We start from the raw sequence: 16,764 nt of genomic DNA on the forward strand, positions 1-16,764 counted from the left end.
GTGACGTCCGCTCAGCCGAGGAGCGAGGTGGTCGGCGGGCGAAGCCGGTCCGGGACCGGGGTGAAGCCGGGCAGGTACGGGCCGCGGTAGCGGGTGCGGTCGACCAGGGTGTGCCGGGCGGCGCCGGCGGTGGCGATCACCGCGAGCACCACGGTGCCCTGGCGGTCGGTGAGTTCGTACGGTTCGGCGATCGGGGCGGCGCCCCGATCGACCGCGTAGTCGAAGGCGGCGTAGGCGTCGGGGACCCGCAGGGCGAGGTCGACGATGCCCTCCCCGTAGCGGGCCAGGTGGTCGGCGATCAGGCGGCCGTGGCCGGTGAGCACCTGGACCACGGAGGTGAGCACGTAGCGGGCGGGCCCGGTCTCGAAGACGTAGGCGCAGGTCTCCGGGTTGCCGTTCTCCGGTCCCGAGTAGGCGGTACATCGCATCGCCAGGGTGGCCGAGTAGTAGTGCGCGGCCTTCCTGGCGTCGTGCACCGCGAGGACCACGGCGTCGGGGCCGGTGATCGGACGGAAGTCGTCGGCGGGTTCCTGGGTCAGCGGTGCGGCGGAGATCTCGGTCAAGGCGCTCCTCCCCGGTCGGCCCCGCGGCGCGGTGTGGGGGTCCGGGCGCGGGGTGTGGAGGGAGACTGGCCCTCGGCGGATCGATGCGCAACTGTTCCGATTCATCCTGGGCAAGGTGCGCGCCGGCACCCGAAAATGGCGGCAGCAGCTGGACAGTTTGCCCACCGGACGGAGCCCCCGTGCACTCCCCCAACGACGCGATCGACGCGCTCGACGGAAAGTTGATCAGACTTCTCAGCGAGGAGCCCCGGATCGGCGTCCTGGAGTGCTCCCGCCGGCTCCAGGTGGCCCGCGGCACCGTGCAGGCCCGGCTGGACCGGCTGCAGGCGCGCGGCGTGATCGGCGGTTTCGGCCCGCAGGTCGACCCGGCGGCGCTCGGCTACCCGGTGACGGCCTTCGCCACCCTGGAGATCTCCCAGGGCCAGGGCGCGGACGTGCGGGCGCACCTGGTGGCCGTGCCGGAGGTGCTGGAGCTGCACACCATCACCGGGCAGGGGGACATGCTGGTGCGGATCGTCGCCCGGTCCAACGCGGATCTGCAGCGGGTGATCGACCGGGTGGTGGGCTTCGACGGGATCGTCCGGGCCTCCACCGCCATCGCGCTGGAGAACCCGGTGCCGTACCGGGTGCTGCCGCTGGTCGAGCAGGCGTCCCGGGAGTAGCGCCGGGACCCGCCGGAGCGGCGGCGCTCAGCAGGCCGGGACGTCGCCGCCGTTCTTCAGCGCCTTCAGGGCCGCCACCGACTCGTCGATGGTGGTCACCGGGACCAGCCGCAGGCCGTCCGGGAGGTTGACCTTGGCGTCCTTGCACTCCTGGGCGGGCAGCAGGAAGACGGTCGCGCCGTCCCGCGCGGCGGCCTGGGTCTTCAGCGGCACGCCGCCGACCGCGCCGATCCGGCCCTGGTCGTCGACGGTGCCGGTGCCGGCCACGGTCCGGCCGCCGGTGAGGTCACCGCCGGCGCCGTCGCCGGAGAGCTTGTCGATGATCCCGAGGGTGAGCATCTGGCCGGCGCTCGGGCCGCCGATGTCACCGAGGTCGACGCCGACCTTGACCTGCCCGGGCGGCAGGTGCAGGTAGTTCAGGGCGGCCGCGGTGGCGGCGTCCTGGGACTCGGTCATCTGGCGGGTGGTCTCCTGCACCGCGTCGGCCGGGTCGGGCTCCGGGTAGACCAGCGAGGTGGGCAGGACCGCCTCGTCGTTCTCGAGCCAGCCGTTCAGGGCCTGCCGGAGGCTGATCCGCTCGCCCGCGTTGGTCGCCGAGATGGTGGTGGCCCGCAACTGGCCCTCGGTGGCCCTGGTGGGTGCGCCGGTGATCGTGATCACCGTCCGGCCCTGGTACGAGCCGAGGGTGTCGGCGGTGACTCCGGGCTGGGTCAGCGTGAACGGCAGCGGCGCGAACGCGGCCACCGCGAACAGCGCGACGACCAGCGCGCCGCACAGGCCGAGCGCGCGGGTCCTCGGGGCGGTGAGGGCCGGGGGAATCTTCACAGGGGACACACCTTCACGGGGGACACACCCCGCATCAAAACACACCCGGCCCGTCCCCCGGGCGCTACCTCAGTGCGTCGGCGACCTCGGTGGCCGCCTCCACCACCCGCGGACCGACCCGTTCCGGCACCAGGCCGTTGAGCATCACCACGCCCACGCTGCCCTCGATGCCGCTCAGCCCGAGCAGCGCGGCCGCGGCACCACTGGCGCCGGACTGCTCCTCCGCGTGGGTGACGACGAAGCCGAGCTCGGGCCGGCGCTGGCTGGGGAAGGACCGGGCCTCCAGGATCGCCCGGCCGGCCGCGCTCTCGCTGAGCGGGTGCCGCAGGCCGGTCCGGTAGGCGACGTGGAAGTCGGTCCAGGTCGGCTCGACCACGGCCACCGCCAGCGCCTCGCTGCCGTCGACCAGGGTGAGGTGCGCGGTGGCGCCCAGGTCCTCGGCGAGGCTGCGCAGCGCGGGCAGCGCGGCCTCGCGCAGCAGCGGGTGCACCCGGTGGGCCAGCCGCAGTACGCCGAGGCCGACCCTGGCCCGGCCGCCGATGTCGCGGCGGACCAGTCCGTGCTGCTCCAGGGTGGCCAGCAGGCGGTAGACCACGGTCCGGTTGACCGCGAGCCGGGCGGCCAGTTCGGTCACGGTCAGCCCGCGTTCGGAGTCGGAGAGAAGTTTCAGTACCCGGACACCTCTGTCCAGGGTTTGGGATGTCTCAGCAGTCACGACGCGCAATTCCTTTCCGCGGCGGTCACCGGTCCGACGTACTGCCGCACCGGGACGGAGGTGTCGCGCGCGAGTGGGTGTCCGCGCTGGAGCCACGTCCCGGCGCCATTGCCGGGCGGGGACTCTGCGGTGCTCTGCCCGGGTCGTGGTGGTCGGTTCGAGAGAGCGTGGGGGGAAAAGTAGTGAACGCGGGGCTGCCTAGGGAAGGCCTTGTCCAAAATCCGATCCGGATCGTCGCGCTACCGAGATGAAACTCCGGGCAAACCGCCCGATAAACCCCGGCCGTACCGCTCTCCTGTTCGAGTACGCTCCGGAGTCCGGACACCGTGGAATGTCATCGACCGCTTTTCGGAGGCCGCGTACGGGTCCTGCCGGCCGGCCTCGGCGGGAACGGCGAACGCCCGGCGGCTCGCAGCCGCCGGGCGTGGTCAACCATCGAACGGGGGCAGCCCCCGCGGTCCGCTCAGGAGGCGGTCGCCCACTCCCTGATCTTGGCGATCCTGGCCTTCAGCTGGTTGGCGGTCGCCTGCGCGGTGAGCGGCCCGCCGCACTGGCGGCGCAGCTCGTTGTGGACGGTGCCGTGCGGCTGGCTGGTGCGGTGGTGCCAGGCCGCGACCAGCGCGTTCAGCTCCTTGCGCAGCTCGCGCAGTTCCTGGTGGGTGACCACCGGGCGCTGCTCGGCCGGGAGTTCGATCAGGTCGGCCTCCTCGGCGGGCTTGGCCTTGGAGCGCTGGATCTGCCGGTGCTGGCGCTTCTGCAGCAGCATCTGGACCTGGTCCGGCTCCAGCAGGCCCGGGATGCCGAGGTAGTCCTCCTCCTCCTCGCTGCCCGGGTGCGCCTGCATGCCGAATTCCATGGCGTTGTACAGCACCCGGTCGAAGACCGCGTCGGAGCCGAGCGCCTCGTAGGAGAACTCCTCGCCGCCGGCCGTGTCCGGGCCGTCGTTGGCCTTCTCGGCCTCGGCGAGCAGCCGGTCCTCCTCGTCGAAGAGTCCCTCGCCCTCCTTCTTCGGCCGGTCCAGCACGTGGTCGCGCTGGACCTCCATCTCGTTGGCGAAGCCGAGCAGCATCGGGATGGTGGGCAGGAAGACCGACGCGGTCTCGCCGCGCTTGCGGGCCCGGACGAAGCGGCCGACCGCCTGCGCGAAGAACAGCGGGGTGGAGATCGAGGTGGCGTAGACGCCGACGGCCAGCCGGGGCACGTCGACGCCCTCGGAGACCATCCGGACCGCGACCATCCAGCGGGAGTCGCCCGCCGCGTAGTCGGAGATCCGCTTGGACGCCTCGGCCTCGTCGGAGAGGACCAGGGTCGGCTTCTCGCCGGTGAGTTCGCGCAGGATCTTGGCGTAGGCGCGGGCCACGTTCTGGTCGGTGGCGATCACCAGGCCGCCGGCGTCCGGGATGGCCTTGCGGACCTCGGTGAGCCGCCGGTCGGCGGCGCTCAGCACGTTCGGGATCCACTCGCCCTGCGGCGCCAGCGCGGTCCGCCACGCCTGGGCGATCAGGTCCTTGGTCATCGGCTCGCCGAGCCGGGCCTCCAGCTCGTCGCCGGCCTTGGTGCGCCAGCGCATGTTGCCGCTGTAGGAGAGGAAGATCACCGGCCGCACCACGTGGTCGGCCAGCGCGTGCCCGTAGCCGTAGGTGTAGTCGGCGACCGACTTGCGGATGCCGTCGCCGCCGGCCTCGTACTGGACGAACGGGATCGGGTTGGTGTCCGAGCGGAACGGCGTCCCGGTCAGCGCGAGCCGCCGGGTGGCCGGCTCGAAGGCCTCGGCGCAGGCCTCGCCCCAGGACTTGGAGTCACCGGCGTGGTGGATCTCGTCCATGATCACGAGGGTCTTGCGGGCCTCGGTCCGGTTGCGGTGCAGCATCGGGTTGACGCCCACGCCCGCATAGGTGACCACGATGCCGTGGTACTCCTTCGACAGCGGACCCGAGGAGTAGGCCGGGTCCAGCTTGATGCCTATCCGGGCCGCGGCCTCCGCCCACTGCTTCTTCAGGTGCTCGGTCGGGGCGACCACGGTGACCTGCTGCACCAGGTGGTTGTGCAGCAGGTACGAGGCGAGCGTCAGGGCGAAGGTGGTCTTTCCCGCGCCCGGGGTGGCGACCGCGAGGAAGTCCCGCGGCTGCTTCTCGATGTACTTGTCCAGCGCGCCCTGCTGCCAGGCCCGCAGCTTGCCGGCCGTACCCCAGGGGGCACGGCCGGGGAAGGCCGGGGACAGGTGCGACGCTGCGTTGGTGCCGGCCGGACGGCTGGGGCTGTGCTGATCGGCGTGCGAGAACAGAGGGGCCATCGGGGAGGCGGCAGTACTCACGGTCTCCGGAGGGGGTCGTCGCAGGTCAGGGCTGGTGTCAGCGCCCGGCCCGCGGTCGGTCGGCGGTCGTACAACCCGCCCAGCCTACCGGCCCGCGGGCCTCAGGCGGCCTCGGCACGCTCGTACAACCGCCGCAGCCGCAGGGCGATCTCGGTCACGTCGGCCAGTTCCCCGGACGCCACCTCGACCACCAGCCGGTACGCCTCCTGCTGGTCCACCGCGGCCATGTCGAGGCCGTGCAGGTCCAGGAAGACCACCGTGCTCATCCAGGCCGTCCGCTTGTTGCCGTCCACGAACGGGTGGTTTCCGGCCAGCGCGTGCAGCAGGGCCGCGGCCTTGCCGAAGCGGCCCTCGAACGCCTCCACACCGAACATCTCCGACCGCGGCCGGTGCGCCGCCGAGGCCAGCAGCCCCATCTCGCGCACCCCCATCTCACGGCCCTGGCAGGCGAAGGCGGACAGCTCCAGCACGTCCGGCACGTCCAGGTACCTCATTCGCCCAGCCTCCGCAGCAGGTCGGCGTGGCAGGCCGCGTACTTGGCGCCGAGCCTGCGCACCTGCTCGCGGTGGCGCGGCTCGTCCGCCTCGGCCGCCGGGCGCGGCTGCGGGAGCGGCGCGGCGGGGTGCTGGGGTCGGGGGTCCATCCCGCGATGGTAGAAGCCCGGACGATCATCACGACAGCGCTTTTCGGCCGCGCCACCCCCGGCCGGCCGGGTGAAGTTCGCACCATCCGACCTGGTTTCTCGCGGGATCCGGTTTGATGTGACCCGGATCACACCAGAAACGGCGAAAAGCCGCGTAACGCCTACCGCCCTCCGTACTCCTACTTCAACGGAGCCGCACTCGCCCCACGCGTCACGCGGCCCACACGGATCCCATCGGGAGGAAGTCACATGTCCGGTATGCCGGCAGTCGTGGAGCAGGTCGTCCAGGCCCGCCTGATCATCAGCGCCGGGCGCTCCGCCCGGCTGCAGGTCACCCTGCGGTACCGCGCGGACGACCCCCTCGCCGTCCGGATGGTCTTCCCGGTGGAGTACGCGCTGGACGGCACGGACGAGGAGCCCGGGCCGGCCGACGCCGCCGCGGCCGGGGTCGAGTGGGTCTTCGCCCGCCGTCTGCTGGCCGGCGGGCTGGAGGAGCCGTCCGGGCTCGGCGACGTCCACGTGCGGCCCGTCCCCGAGCGCGGGACGGTGGTCGAGCTGCGGGCCCCCGAAGGCGTCGCCGTGCTCCGCTTCACCACCGCAGACCTGCGGCGCTTCCTGTGGCGCAGCCACCTGGCCGTCCCCGAGGACCAGGAGTCCCGCTACCTGGACCCGGACCGCGAGCTGGCCGAACTGCTGGGCCACCTGGGCTGACCGGAGCCGACCGGGGTCCGTACGCCCGGGCCCTGGCCTGGGCCGCCACCGTCCGACGGCGGCTCAGGCGGAGAGCCGGCGCATCAGCCGCACGCCCTGGGCGGGCGTCAGGTGCGGCAGGTAGGCCTTGCCGATCGCCCGGGTGATGCTGCCCAGCGCGGCCGGGTCGGGGTACACCATGTACATCGGCCGGTACTCCGGCTGGAACTTCGCCTTGAAGGCAAGCAGCGAGCGGAAGCCGTAGACCGGCTCCAGCGTCTTGCCGATCCAGTCGAGCATCCGCTGCAGCGCCGTCGGCGGCTCACCGCGGTCCGAGCGGGCCAGCGGGGCACCGGAGAGGCTGAGGAACTCGGCGCCCTCCTCCTTGAACCCCAGCGCCGCCGAGGCGATCAGAAACTCCATCACCCCGCGGAAGCCCTCGCTGCGCCGCCGCATGAAGTCCAGCGTCCAGCCGACCGGCGCCCCGTCCCGGTAGACCGGCATCCAGCTGGTCAGGCCGTGCACGGTGCGCTCCGCGTCCACCGCGACCAGCATCCGCACCGCCGGGTCGGAGAGTTCGGGCAGGCCGCCGAGGGTGAAGCCCATCTCCGGCAGCCCCTTGTCGGAGACCCACTCCTCGGAGATCGCCTGGATCTGGTCCCGGATCGCGATCGGGGCGTCGTGGTAGGTCCACCACTCGGCGGTGATGCCCTGCTTCCCCGCCTTGTTCAGCGAGGTCCTGATGTCCTGCCACTTCTTCCCGGTGAAGGCCAGGTCGGGCAGCGCCACCACGGTGTCCTCGGCGACCTGCAGCGAGCGCCAGCCGAGCTCCTCGGCGGCCGCCAGGGTCTGCGGGGTGACGCTGTAGAAGCAGGGCGTCCAGCCGCGCGAGTCGCAGTAGCGGGCGAAGCCCGCCACCGCCGCCCGCCGGGCCTGCGGCTCGCCGAACGGGTCCCCGGTGGTGAGCGCGACGGTTGCGATCACCCGGTACGGCACGGCCGCCCGGCCCCCGTCGTCGAACCAGTAGTGGTTGCCGTCCCAGGTGGAGATGAACGAGAGCGTCGAGCCGCCGTGCGCCGTCAGCAGCTCCCGGGCCCGGGCGGCGTCCTCGGCCCCGGTGTGCACCACCGGCCGCCGGAACGCCAGCACCAGCGCGACCAGGGTGATCAGCCAGAACACCACCCCGCAGTAGATCTCCAGCGCCTGCGCGGTCCCCCCGACCGCGATCGGGTAGCCCGGCAGCAGCGCGTTGTACGAGGGCGGCAGCAGCTCCGCGGGCAGCCCGGCGAACAGCCCCGCCAGGGTCGCCTTCGGCTCGTACTGGCCGCGCACCAGCCAGCCGATGCCGACGTACGCGCCGCAGCACAGCACCAGCGCACCGCCCACCACGGCCGCCAGCCGGACCATGTCCCGGCGCGGCAGCAGCTGGTCGAAGCTGCGCCGGGTGACCCACTGCAGCACCAGCAGCGCGACCGGCAGCAGCAGCGCCTCGCCGACCAGTTCGAACAGCAGCCCGACGCCGCCGTCCTTCGCGAAGTCGTCGTAGTTGTCGGACAGCAGCCAGGCCAGCACCCCGACCCAGGCCACCTCGGTGATCACGGTGATCCACCAGGCCAGCCGCAGCCCGCGGCGCAGCCCCTCGGCGAGCACCAGCAGCAGCACCGGGACGAGGGCGGCCATCAGCCGTCCCGGGGAGTCGAAGAACCGCTGCACGGAGTGCGCCCGGGCGCAGTCCACCGGCGAGTCGGCGCAGGCGTCGGCGATCTCCGCGGAGGAGGGGACGTGCGAGAAGTAGAGGTCGCCGACGGTGTTGAACGGGCCGATGGCGTCCTGGTAGAGCGAGGCGACCAGCGGCCCGATCGCGGCCGCGGCCAGGCAGAGCGCGACCAGCACCCGGGTCTCGGTGTACGAGGCGCGGTGCGGACGGGTCGGCCGGTGCCGGTACAGCAGTGCGCCGGTGACCAGCCCGACCAGCGCCCCGGCCAGCCGCTGGACGCTCTGCAGGTGGCCGACGTACAGCATCAGCACCAGCGGGACGAGCACCGTCAGCAGCCGCAGCCGGCGCCGCCACAGCACGCTGAGGCGGTAGCTGAGCACGGCGGCCAGCGCGAACAGGCCGATCGCCGGGCCGACCGCGATCTGCCGCTGGATCTCCTGCATCCAGCCGAGGTCGGCGGCGACCCCGAGCCGGACCACCGCGGTCCCCAGCAGGGTGCCCAGCACCTGCCCGAGCACCAGCACCGCGGCGGCCCGCGCGCTGGACAGCCGCCGCTCGGCGAACGGCCCGAGCACCGCCAGCAGCAGGCTGGTCACCACGTACGAGCCGATGCCCGAGCACCACAGCAGCGAGCTGAACGGGGTCCACCAGTGCCCGGCCTCCAGGCTCGGGATGCCGACGCCGACCCGGATCAGCAGGCCGGGGCGCGGCCCGGCGCCGAGGCTGCCGGTGGCGGCGCCGACCACCCACAGCGCGGCCAGCAGCGCCAGCGTCAGCGGGGCGGAGCGCAGCTGCGCGGCGTACGGGCGCAGCGCGCGCAGCCGGCGCTGCCAGCCCTGTTCGGCGCGCGGGGTGACGGGGGCGGCGTCGGTGTCGGTGTCGGTCATCGGGTGAGTCCTGTCTGCTGGGCAACCCAGGGGATGTACCGGGCCAGGCCGAGGTGGAAGGCGCTCCAGTTGTGGCCGCCGGGGACGGTCTCGAAGGTGGTCCGCATCCCGGACCGGACGGCGGCGGCGTGGATCACCTGCTGCTGCGGGCCGAACTCCCCGTCCGAGGCGCCGACCAGGAAGAGCGCGGCGGTGTCGGGGAAGCTCCGGCGGGCCATCACATGGACCGGGTCGACGGCGTCGAAGGCCGCCTCGTCGCCGCCGAAGGCGGTCCGGACGGTCAGTTCGTGGCTGCCCAGGGTGGGTTCCTGCTGTCCGGACATGTCCAGGAAGGTGCCGAAGACCTGGGGTGCGTTGACGGCCAGCTGCAGGGCACAGGTGCCGCCGAAGGAGATCCCGCCGGCCGAGAGCGCGCCGCGGCCGGTGGCGGTCTGCAGGTGGGTGTGGATCCAGTCGGGGACGTCGACGGCCAGGTAGGTCTGGGCGTTGGCGATCCGGGAGTCCATGCAGAGGGTGTTGCCGAGGGTGGAGCCGATCGGGTCGGCGACCACGACGACCGGGGCGAGGCCCTGGTGGGCGGCGGCGAAGTCGTCCAGGACCTGCTGCAGCCCGCCCGAGTTCACCCAGTCCGCGGGGCCGCCGGGCTGGCCGCCCATCAGCAGGACCACCGGCAGCAGCGGTCGCGGCGAGGTGAGGTAGGCGGGCGGCAGGTAGACGTACGCGTCGCGGGCTTTGAACCCGGAGCGGGTGCCGGGGATGGTGACGGAGGAGAGGGTGCCCCGGGCGGGCATCCCGGCGGGGGGCCGCCAGACCTCGGAGAGGGTCCGGCCGGGCGGGGCGGTGACGGTGACGGGCTCCCGGCCGGTGGCCAGCGCCTCGGTCCGCGGGGCGAGCATGGCGCGCAGCGTCGGGTACTGGGCGTAGTGCCGGTTGACCTGGTTGGCCGCCATCGCCACCACCAGCGCGGCGGCGACCAGCGCGGCGGCCCGGCCGGGCCAGCGCAGCGCGGGCAGCCGGAAGGCGGCCAGCGTGAGGCCGAGCACTGCGACGCCGATCCAGACCGTGACGGTGCGCGGCAGCCGGTCCGGGAACGGCCGCCACCAGTGGTCGACCGCGTACACCAGCAGGACGGTGAGCGCGGCGGCGAGCAGGACGGCGCCCGGCAGCAGCCGGCTCCACCAGCGCGGGGAGGTGGACACCGCGAGCCCGAGCAGGGCGCCGGACCCGGCCGCCAGCAGCGCGTACGGCACCGGGCCGTGCAGCAGCGACCAGTCGAGCGGGTTCCATGCCGCGAGCGGCCGGGTCATCTCGGTCCTCCCGTCCGGTCGGGTCATCCGCGCAGGGTGCGGATCAGGTGGGCGTAGACGACGACGTTGCCGTCGTAGCCGTTCTCACGGGTGAAGCCGCCGCCGCAGGTGATCAGGCGCAGCTGGGCGTCGCCGGTCGGGTCGTAGACCTTGCGGTCGGGGAAGTCCTTCTTCGGGTACACCTCCACGCCGTCGACGGCGAAGTAGGCGGTCGAGCGGTCGGCCCGGGCGATCTCCAGCTGGTCCCCCTTGTGCAGGGTGCCGAGCCGGTAGAAGACGGCGGGCCCGTCCAGGGTGTCGACGTGTCCGGCGACGATCGAGGCGCCGCGCTGGCCGGGGGTGGCGCCGCCCCGGTACCAGCCGGCCAGGTTGCGGTCGTCGTCCGGCGGCGGCCGCAGGGTTCCCCCGGCGTCGAGGTCGAGCGGGGTGAAGGGGGCGTCGACGCCGATCGCGGGGATCCGCAGCCGGGTGGGCTCGGAGCGCGGCAGCGGCGGTACCACCGGTCCGGCGACCGCCCGGCCGTCGAAGGCCTGGTCGGCGCCGGGCCCCGGCGGCAGTCCGGTGCCGCCGTGCTGCACCATCCAGGCGCCCAGCACGAGCGCGGTCCCGGCGGCGAGTGTGCCGGGCCACGGGCTCCTGGTCTGCTGCCCGCCCACCTGTGCTCCCCTCGGTCGGTCCGCCCGTGCCGTGCGGCGCTGCCCGGTGCCCGGTTCACCGGGCCGGCTCCGTGCGCCCGCGTCGCAGCGAGCCGACGCTGGGCAGCCGGGGCCGGGTCAGGAAGCCCTCGGCGGCCGCGTTGGCGATGGCGATGGCCGGCAGTTCGGAGGACTTCTCGTAGAGCAGGTACCGGGGCTCCCAGTCGGGCTGGTACTTGGCGTTGGCCCGGTACAGCGACTCCAGCTGCCACCAGCGGGAGAGGAACCGCAGCACGCCCCGCAGCAGCCGCAGCACCGGGCCGGCGCCGATCCTGCCGCCGTGCTCGAAGACGTACCGGAACATGGCGAAGTTCAGCGAGATCCGGGCGACCTCCGGGTCGCCCGCCGCGGAGCGCTGGAGCAGTTCCGCGATCAGGTACTCCACCAGGCCGTTGTCGGACTCCCGGTCACGGCGCATCAGGTCCAGCGACAGGCCGTGCGCGCCCCAGGGGACGAAGCTGAGCAGGGCGCAGGTGCGGTCGTTCTCGTCCCGGCACTCGGCCATCAGGCAGTCGCCGTCGGCGGGGTCGCCGAGGCGGCCGAGCGCCATCGAGAAGCCGCGTTCGGTGCGGCCGTGCCGCCAGGCGTCGGCGAGGCGGACCAGTTCGGCCAGTTCGGCCTCGGGGATGTCCCGGTGGCGGCGGATGACGGCCCGGTAGCCGGCCTTGCGGACCCGGTTGCAGGTCTGGCGCAGGGTCCGCATCGAGCGGCCCTCCAGGGTGAAGCCGGCCGTCTCGACCAGCGCCTCGTCGCCGAACTCCAGCGCCTTGAGCCCGGCCACCCGGGCGTACGCCGTGCCGGCCTGTTCGCCGACGCCGGTGACGGCGGGCACCCAGGCGTGCCGGCGGACCTCCTTCCACCACCCTTCGATCGCCTGCGGCCAGGCCTCGGGGTCGCCGATCGGGTCGCCGGAGGCCAGCGCGACGCCGTTGACGACCCGGTAGAGGACGGCGGCCTTGGCCGAGGGCGACCAGCAGACCGACTTGTCGCGCCGCAGCGCGAAGTAGCCGAGCGAGTCGCGGGCGCCGTGCCGCTCCAGCAGGGCGCGCAGCTTCAGCTCGTCCTCGGGTTCCAGCAGGCGGCGCCCGCGCGGGGAGCGCAGCAGCGCGCGCAGGGCGAACAGCAGCAGCGCGGCGCCGAACAGGTTGATCCCGAGGTCGACCCAGCCGGGGACGTCGACGTCGGCGTACTCGACGATGCCGGACAGGGTGACCAGGCGGAGCAGCACGTAGACGGTGCTGTCGCCCCAGTCGGGCGGGGTGCCGGAGTAGGTGAGCCGGACCACGGCGGCGCCGAGCACGGTGAGCACGGCCCCGCCGAGCACCAGGACGGCCAGCGCCAGCGCGATGTTGCGGCGCTCTCCCCTGGCCCGGAAGGCGTCCCTGGCCAGCACCAGGTCGACCAGCAGGGCGGAGGTGAGCGCGGCCGAGACCCAGTTGAAGGGGTGCTGGTGGTAGGTCCGGTAGGTCAGTGCGATCAGGAAGACGCCCGCGTAGACGGTGACCACGACGGTGGTGACCAGCCAGGCGGCCCGCTTGCGGCGGCGCAGCATGACCGCGAGCAGCCCGGCGAACAGGGCCGAGCTGAAGCCCGCGGTGACCAGCACCGGGGTGAAGAACTCGCCGGTGTTGGCGTGCTTGATCTGGGCCCGGAACGGTGCGATCACCCCGGCCAGCAGGCAGAGCAGCGCGGCGATCCGGACGTACCACTCGGCTCCGGTGGCGCAGCGCCGGCGCCAGGGGGCGACCGGCTCCGCCTCGCGGAACTCGCGTTCGGGTGGCGGGATGACCGGTGGTGCGGGCCGGTCCTGCTGCTCGGAGGCGTTGGGGGCGCCGGCCACGAAGTTGTAGGCGGCCGTGCGGTAGGTGGTGATCCGGCCGTGGATCCGGGCCTCGCGGCGTTCGGCGCGGGCCAGCCGCTTGGGCCGGGAGCGGTAGCGCCAGCGCGCCCAGGGGCTCTGCGGGCGGGCCAGCCGGATGGCGCCGACCAGGGCGAGCGGGGAGAGCATCACACCGAGCAGGCCGGTCCACAGCTTGCCCTTGAGCAGGGTGATCACGACCAGCAGCAGCAGGATCGCGGCGCCGACCAGCTGGCCGACGGTCAGGTGCCCCTTGAAGCCGCCGAACGGGAGTTCGCCCAGCAGCAGCAGGCCGATCACGGCGACCGCCATGATCACCGCGTCCACCGACTTGCGGCCCTGCTCCTCCCAGTAGACGTCCTCCAGGTGGAGCACCAGCGCGAACTCGTCCAGCACCAGGCCGGCGCCGATCCCGAAGCCGAAGCCGAGCCAGTTCCAGGCCTGGCCGCCGTCGCCGCGGATCGCGAAGGCGGAGACGCCGCAGACCAGCATGGTGGCCTGGCCGAAGACCACGTGGTGGATGTGCAGGCCGCCGGGGCTGACGTTGCCCGGCCACCAGGTGGTGCCGCGGCGGATCATCCGGACGCTGAACCGGATGAAGAGGAAGGAGAGGATCAGTCCGACCAGCAGCAGGAAGAGCGGTTCGCGGCCGGAGTCCACGATCCGCTCCCGGTAGGTGTCGGTCACCCACTGCCACATCGATGGACGCACCTCCGGCGAAGCAGGGCACCGCACTGCCCCGGCTGAACGGCTGGCTCCATCTGACGACGGTTCAGCCGGCGGCTGCCACCCGGCGGACCTGCGGATGCGCCGAACGGATGAGCCTGTTCCCGGCGCCCGGGCGATGACGCGCGCCACTCGCCCCGCCTACCCGCCCCCCGCGTTCGGCCGTGCCATGCTGTGGCCCGGTTCGCCCCCCGATGACACTGATGCGATTGTCGGACTGTCCGTCAGTACGAATCATCGGCGCCGCTACCAGGACACCCACCCCCTGCGAACGGATGTGACCATGGAAGCCCTCCCCCGCCGTACCCTGCTCGCCGCCGGCGCCGCCACCGCCGCCACCCTCGCGGCCGGCTGCTCCGGCCAGGGCGGCGGCGGAGGCGAGCAGCAAGCCCGGTCCGCACCCGCCGCCGGCCTGCCCGCCGCGGCCGGCCAGAGCCCGCAGGCCGTCCCGGTCGCCACCCTGATCGGCGACGGCTCCACCTCGGACACCGGCGCCCAGCCCAACCAGCCCAAGCCCGAGCCGCTGAAGCTGGGCGAGCGCCCGCCGCAGTTCGTGGTCTTCTCCTGGGACGGCGCCGGCGAGCTCGACAACAAGCTGTTCAGCCGCTTCCGGCAGCTCGCCAAGGACCACGGCGCGGCGATGACCTTCTTCTTCAGCGGCATCTACGCCGTACCGGAGTCGAAGAAGACCCTCTACCGTCCGCCGCAGCACCCCATCGGCGCCTCCGACATCGGGTACCTCACCGACGAGCACATCCACGGCACCCTCCAGCAGCTCGGCGCCGCCTGGCTGGAGGGCCACGAGATCGGCACCCACTTCAACGGGCACTTCTGCGGCCCCACCGGCGGCGGCGCCTGGTCCCCCGACGACTGGGACAGCGAGATCGAGCAGGCGATGGACTTCGTCATGAACTGGAAGACCAACACCGGCTTCGACCTGCCCGCCCTGCCCTTCGACTACCGCAAGGAACTGATCGGCTCCCGCACCCCCTGTCTGGAGGGCCAGCGCGGCCTGCTGCCGACCGCCGCCAAGCGCGGCTGGAAGTACGACAGCAGCGGCGGCGGCGGGCTGCAGATCTGGCCGCAGAAGTTCCAGAACGGCGCGCTGTGGGACATGCCGCTGCAGTCCATCCCCTTCCCCGGGCACACCTTCCAGGTGCTCTCGATGGACTACAACATCATGTACAACCAGTCCGGCGCCAACACCAAGGGCGACCCCGGGCACTACGCCGCCTGGCAGACGCAGGCCCGCGACTCATACCTGGCCGGCTTCGACCGGGCGTACAGCACCAACCGGGCCCCGATGATCATCGGCAACCACTTCGAGGAGTGGAACGGCGGGATCTACATGACCGCCGTGGAGGACGCACTGAAGGTCATCGCCGGCCACCCCGACGTGCGGCTGGTGTCGTTCCGTCAGCTGGTGGAGTGGCTGGAGGTGCAGGACCCGGGCGTGCTGCGCAAGCTCCAGGCGCTGGCCCCCGGGCAGTCGCCGACCGGCGGCTGGGCCGAGTACCTGGGCGCGGCCGGACCGACCCCCTCCCCCACCAAGCCCGAGCCGTCAGTGCTGATCGCCCCGCGCACCTGAGCCACCGTTCCGGGCCGGGCCGCCGGTGACGGGCGGGCCACCGGTCCGGCCCGAGATCAGGGCGCCGAGCAGCGCCACCCCGGTCATCACCAGGAAGATCACCGCGAACGGGCCGGCCGGGACCGGCCCGCTCCCGGCGGCGGCGAGCGTGCCACCGCCGAGCGCCGCGAACAGCACCCCCGACAGGCCGATCAGCAGCACGTTGCCGAGCGCGTCGCTGAGCTGCAGCGCCGCCGAGTTGGCGCCGGTCTCGGCGGGCGCCGAGAGCTTCATCATCAGCACGCTGATACTGGCCACCGCCAGTCCCATCCCGACCCCGCCGACCGCCCACGCCACCGCGGCCACCCAGACCGGCACGGCGGGCACCAGCACCAGCGCCGCCCCCGCGATCGCCACCGCCGTCAGCATGAAGCCCCACCGGATCAGCGCCTCACGGTGCCGGTCGGCCCCCGGCCGGCCCTGCAGGAACGAACCGAGCGCCCAGGACAGCCCGCCACTGGTGAGGGTGAGCCCGGCCAGCGTCGGGGACAGCCCGCGCTGGGTCACCATCATCAACGGGATGAACGCCTCCGCGGCGAAGAACGCACCGGCCGCCACCCCTCGCAGCAGGATCACCGTCGGCAGGCCACGGGCCGCCAACAGCGCACCCCGCGGCAGCAGCCGCACCACCGCAGGCAGCAGCAGCGCCGCCCCCGCGGCAGCCGGGAGCAGGCCGATCAGGTCCAGCCGCTGCCCCGCGTACTGCAGCAGACCCGCGCCGAGCGCCGCCATCGCGGCGAGCACCGTGCGGCGCCGGTCGTACGCCGCCGCCACCGTGGACGGAAGGTTCCGCTCCGCGCGGCGCAGCGCCGGCCCCATCACCGCCAGCGGCAGCAGGATCAGCACCGGCACCGCCAGGAACACCCAGCGCCAGCCGAGGTGCTGGGTGACCGCGCCGGAGACCAGCGGGCCGACGATCGACGGCAGCACCCAGGCCGCCGAGAACGCCGCGAACACCGCAGGCCGCAGCTCCTCCGGATAGGCCCGGCCGACCACCACGTACAGCGCCACGATCACCAGCCCGCCGCCCAGCCCCTGGACCGCCCGGCCCGCGACGAAGGGCCACATGCCGGTGGCCGTCCCCGCCATCACCAGCCCCGCCCCGAAGACGGCGATCCCGGTGAACAGCGGGGCCACCGGCCCCCGCCGGTCGCACCACTGACCCGAGACCACCAGCGCGAACAGGGTGGTGGTGAAGTACCCCGAGAAGGCGAAGGCGTACAGCCCCAGCCCGTCCAGCTGCCGGGCCGCCACCGGCATCGCCGTGTTGACGGCCGTCGCCTCGAAGGCGAGCAGCAGCACCACGGAGACGATGCCGAGGGTGAGCGCCCGGTAGGGACCGCTCATCACACCGGCGGGTTCCCCGGGCAGCGGTGCCCGGGGTTCGGGGGCATGGCCGACCGAGGAGGTGGAGGCTGTGGTCATGCCAGCCATCGTAAGACGCGTGGCACGTTATGACTCCTGACGGGAGACCGGTTCCGCCTCCGTCCCCGGACCTCCGTCCCCGGGCCTACGTCCCCGGTGGGGCGGACCGT

14 protein-coding genes are annotated in these 16,764 nt (G+C 73.3%); 3 read left to right on the forward strand and 11 right to left on the reverse strand.

Annotated features, from left to right (window positions below; genetic code table 11):
• Positions 1–11: 11 nt before the first annotated feature.
• A complete protein-coding gene (locus tag AB0D08_RS10690; protein ID WP_359887684.1) occupies positions 12–563 on the reverse strand; it encodes a VOC family protein in 552 nt (183 codons plus the stop codon).
• A gap of 179 nt (positions 564–742) precedes the next feature.
• Between AB0D08_RS10690 and AB0D08_RS10695 the strand changes: the two genes are divergently transcribed.
• A complete protein-coding gene (locus AB0D08_RS10695) occupies positions 743–1,225 on the forward strand; it encodes an Lrp/AsnC family transcriptional regulator (protein ID WP_033821678.1) in 483 nt (160 codons plus the stop codon).
• Positions 1,226–1,252: 27 nt separating this feature from the next.
• Here AB0D08_RS10695 and AB0D08_RS10700 read toward each other — a convergent pair whose 3' ends face one another.
• From AB0D08_RS10700 to AB0D08_RS10720, 5 genes are all read right to left on the reverse strand, one after another.
• A complete protein-coding gene (locus tag AB0D08_RS10700; protein ID WP_033821688.1) occupies positions 1,253–2,044 on the reverse strand; it encodes a S16 family serine protease in 792 nt (263 codons plus the stop codon).
• A gap of 70 nt (positions 2,045–2,114) precedes the next feature.
• On the reverse strand, positions 2,115–2,765 hold the full coding sequence (locus tag AB0D08_RS10705; RefSeq protein WP_033821679.1) for a helix-turn-helix domain-containing protein: 651 nt from the start codon (positions 2,763–2,765) through the stop codon (positions 2,115–2,117).
• 463 nt (positions 2,766–3,228) lie between these two features.
• Positions 3,229–5,058: a DEAD/DEAH box helicase gene (locus AB0D08_RS10710; protein ID WP_359887688.1), complete on the reverse strand. Its 1,830-nt coding sequence runs from the start codon at positions 5,056–5,058 to the stop codon at positions 3,229–3,231.
• Between the two features lie 122 nt (positions 5,059–5,180).
• Complete coding sequence (locus AB0D08_RS10715) at positions 5,181–5,573, reverse strand: type II toxin-antitoxin system death-on-curing family toxin (RefSeq protein WP_033821680.1); 393 nt, start codon at positions 5,571–5,573, stop codon at positions 5,181–5,183.
• Positions 5,570–5,722: a hypothetical protein gene (locus AB0D08_RS10720; protein WP_233289118.1), complete on the reverse strand. Its 153-nt coding sequence runs from the start codon at positions 5,720–5,722 to the stop codon at positions 5,570–5,572. Before AB0D08_RS10720 ends, AB0D08_RS10715 begins: the two co-directional genes overlap by 4 nt.
• A gap of 249 nt (positions 5,723–5,971) precedes the next feature.
• Between AB0D08_RS10720 and AB0D08_RS10725 the strand changes: the two genes are divergently transcribed.
• Positions 5,972–6,433 (forward strand): SsgA family sporulation/cell division regulator, encoded by a 462-nt coding sequence (locus AB0D08_RS10725; protein ID WP_051812925.1) that lies wholly within the window; start codon positions 5,972–5,974, stop codon positions 6,431–6,433.
• Between the two features lie 63 nt (positions 6,434–6,496).
• On the opposite strand, the gene AB0D08_RS10730 is transcribed toward AB0D08_RS10725, so the two are convergent.
• The 4 genes from AB0D08_RS10730 to AB0D08_RS10745 all read right to left on the reverse strand — a co-directional run bounded on the left by AB0D08_RS10730 (position 6,497) and on the right by AB0D08_RS10745 (position 13,575).
• Positions 6,497–9,016, reverse strand: coding sequence for a DUF2156 domain-containing protein (locus AB0D08_RS10730; protein ID WP_051812927.1), 2,520 nt, complete (start codon positions 9,014–9,016; stop codon positions 6,497–6,499).
• Positions 9,013–10,350: an alpha/beta hydrolase-fold protein gene (locus AB0D08_RS10735; RefSeq protein ID WP_149038281.1), complete on the reverse strand. Its 1,338-nt coding sequence runs from the start codon at positions 10,348–10,350 to the stop codon at positions 9,013–9,015. Before AB0D08_RS10735 ends, AB0D08_RS10730 begins: the two co-directional genes overlap by 4 nt.
• Positions 10,347–10,904, reverse strand: a complete 558-nt coding sequence (locus AB0D08_RS10740) for a class F sortase (protein ID WP_082526697.1) — start codon at positions 10,902–10,904, stop codon at positions 10,347–10,349. Before AB0D08_RS10740 ends, AB0D08_RS10735 begins: the two co-directional genes overlap by 4 nt.
• A 130-nt stretch (positions 10,905–11,034) precedes the next feature.
• Positions 11,035–13,575, reverse strand: coding sequence for a phosphatidylglycerol lysyltransferase domain-containing protein (locus AB0D08_RS10745; protein ID WP_359887693.1), 2,541 nt, complete (start codon positions 13,573–13,575; stop codon positions 11,035–11,037).
• A 310-nt stretch (positions 13,576–13,885) separates the two neighbouring features.
• On the opposite strand from AB0D08_RS10745, the gene AB0D08_RS10750 reads away from it, so the two are divergent.
• A complete protein-coding gene (locus AB0D08_RS10750) occupies positions 13,886–15,190 on the forward strand; it encodes a hypothetical protein (RefSeq protein WP_359887696.1) in 1,305 nt (434 codons plus the stop codon).
• Here AB0D08_RS10750 and AB0D08_RS10755 read toward each other — a convergent pair.
• The gene (locus tag AB0D08_RS10755; RefSeq protein ID WP_359887699.1) at positions 15,164–16,654 is read right to left on the reverse strand and encodes an MFS transporter; all 1,491 of its coding nucleotides are present in this window, start codon (positions 16,652–16,654) and stop codon (positions 15,164–15,166) included. The genes AB0D08_RS10750 and AB0D08_RS10755 overlap by 27 nt on opposite strands.
• Between the last annotated feature and the right edge of the window lie 110 nt (positions 16,655–16,764).

This window comes from Kitasatospora sp. NPDC048540 (assembly GCF_040651175.1).
Taxonomy (GTDB): Bacteria; Actinomycetota; Actinomycetes; order Streptomycetales; family Streptomycetaceae; genus Kitasatospora.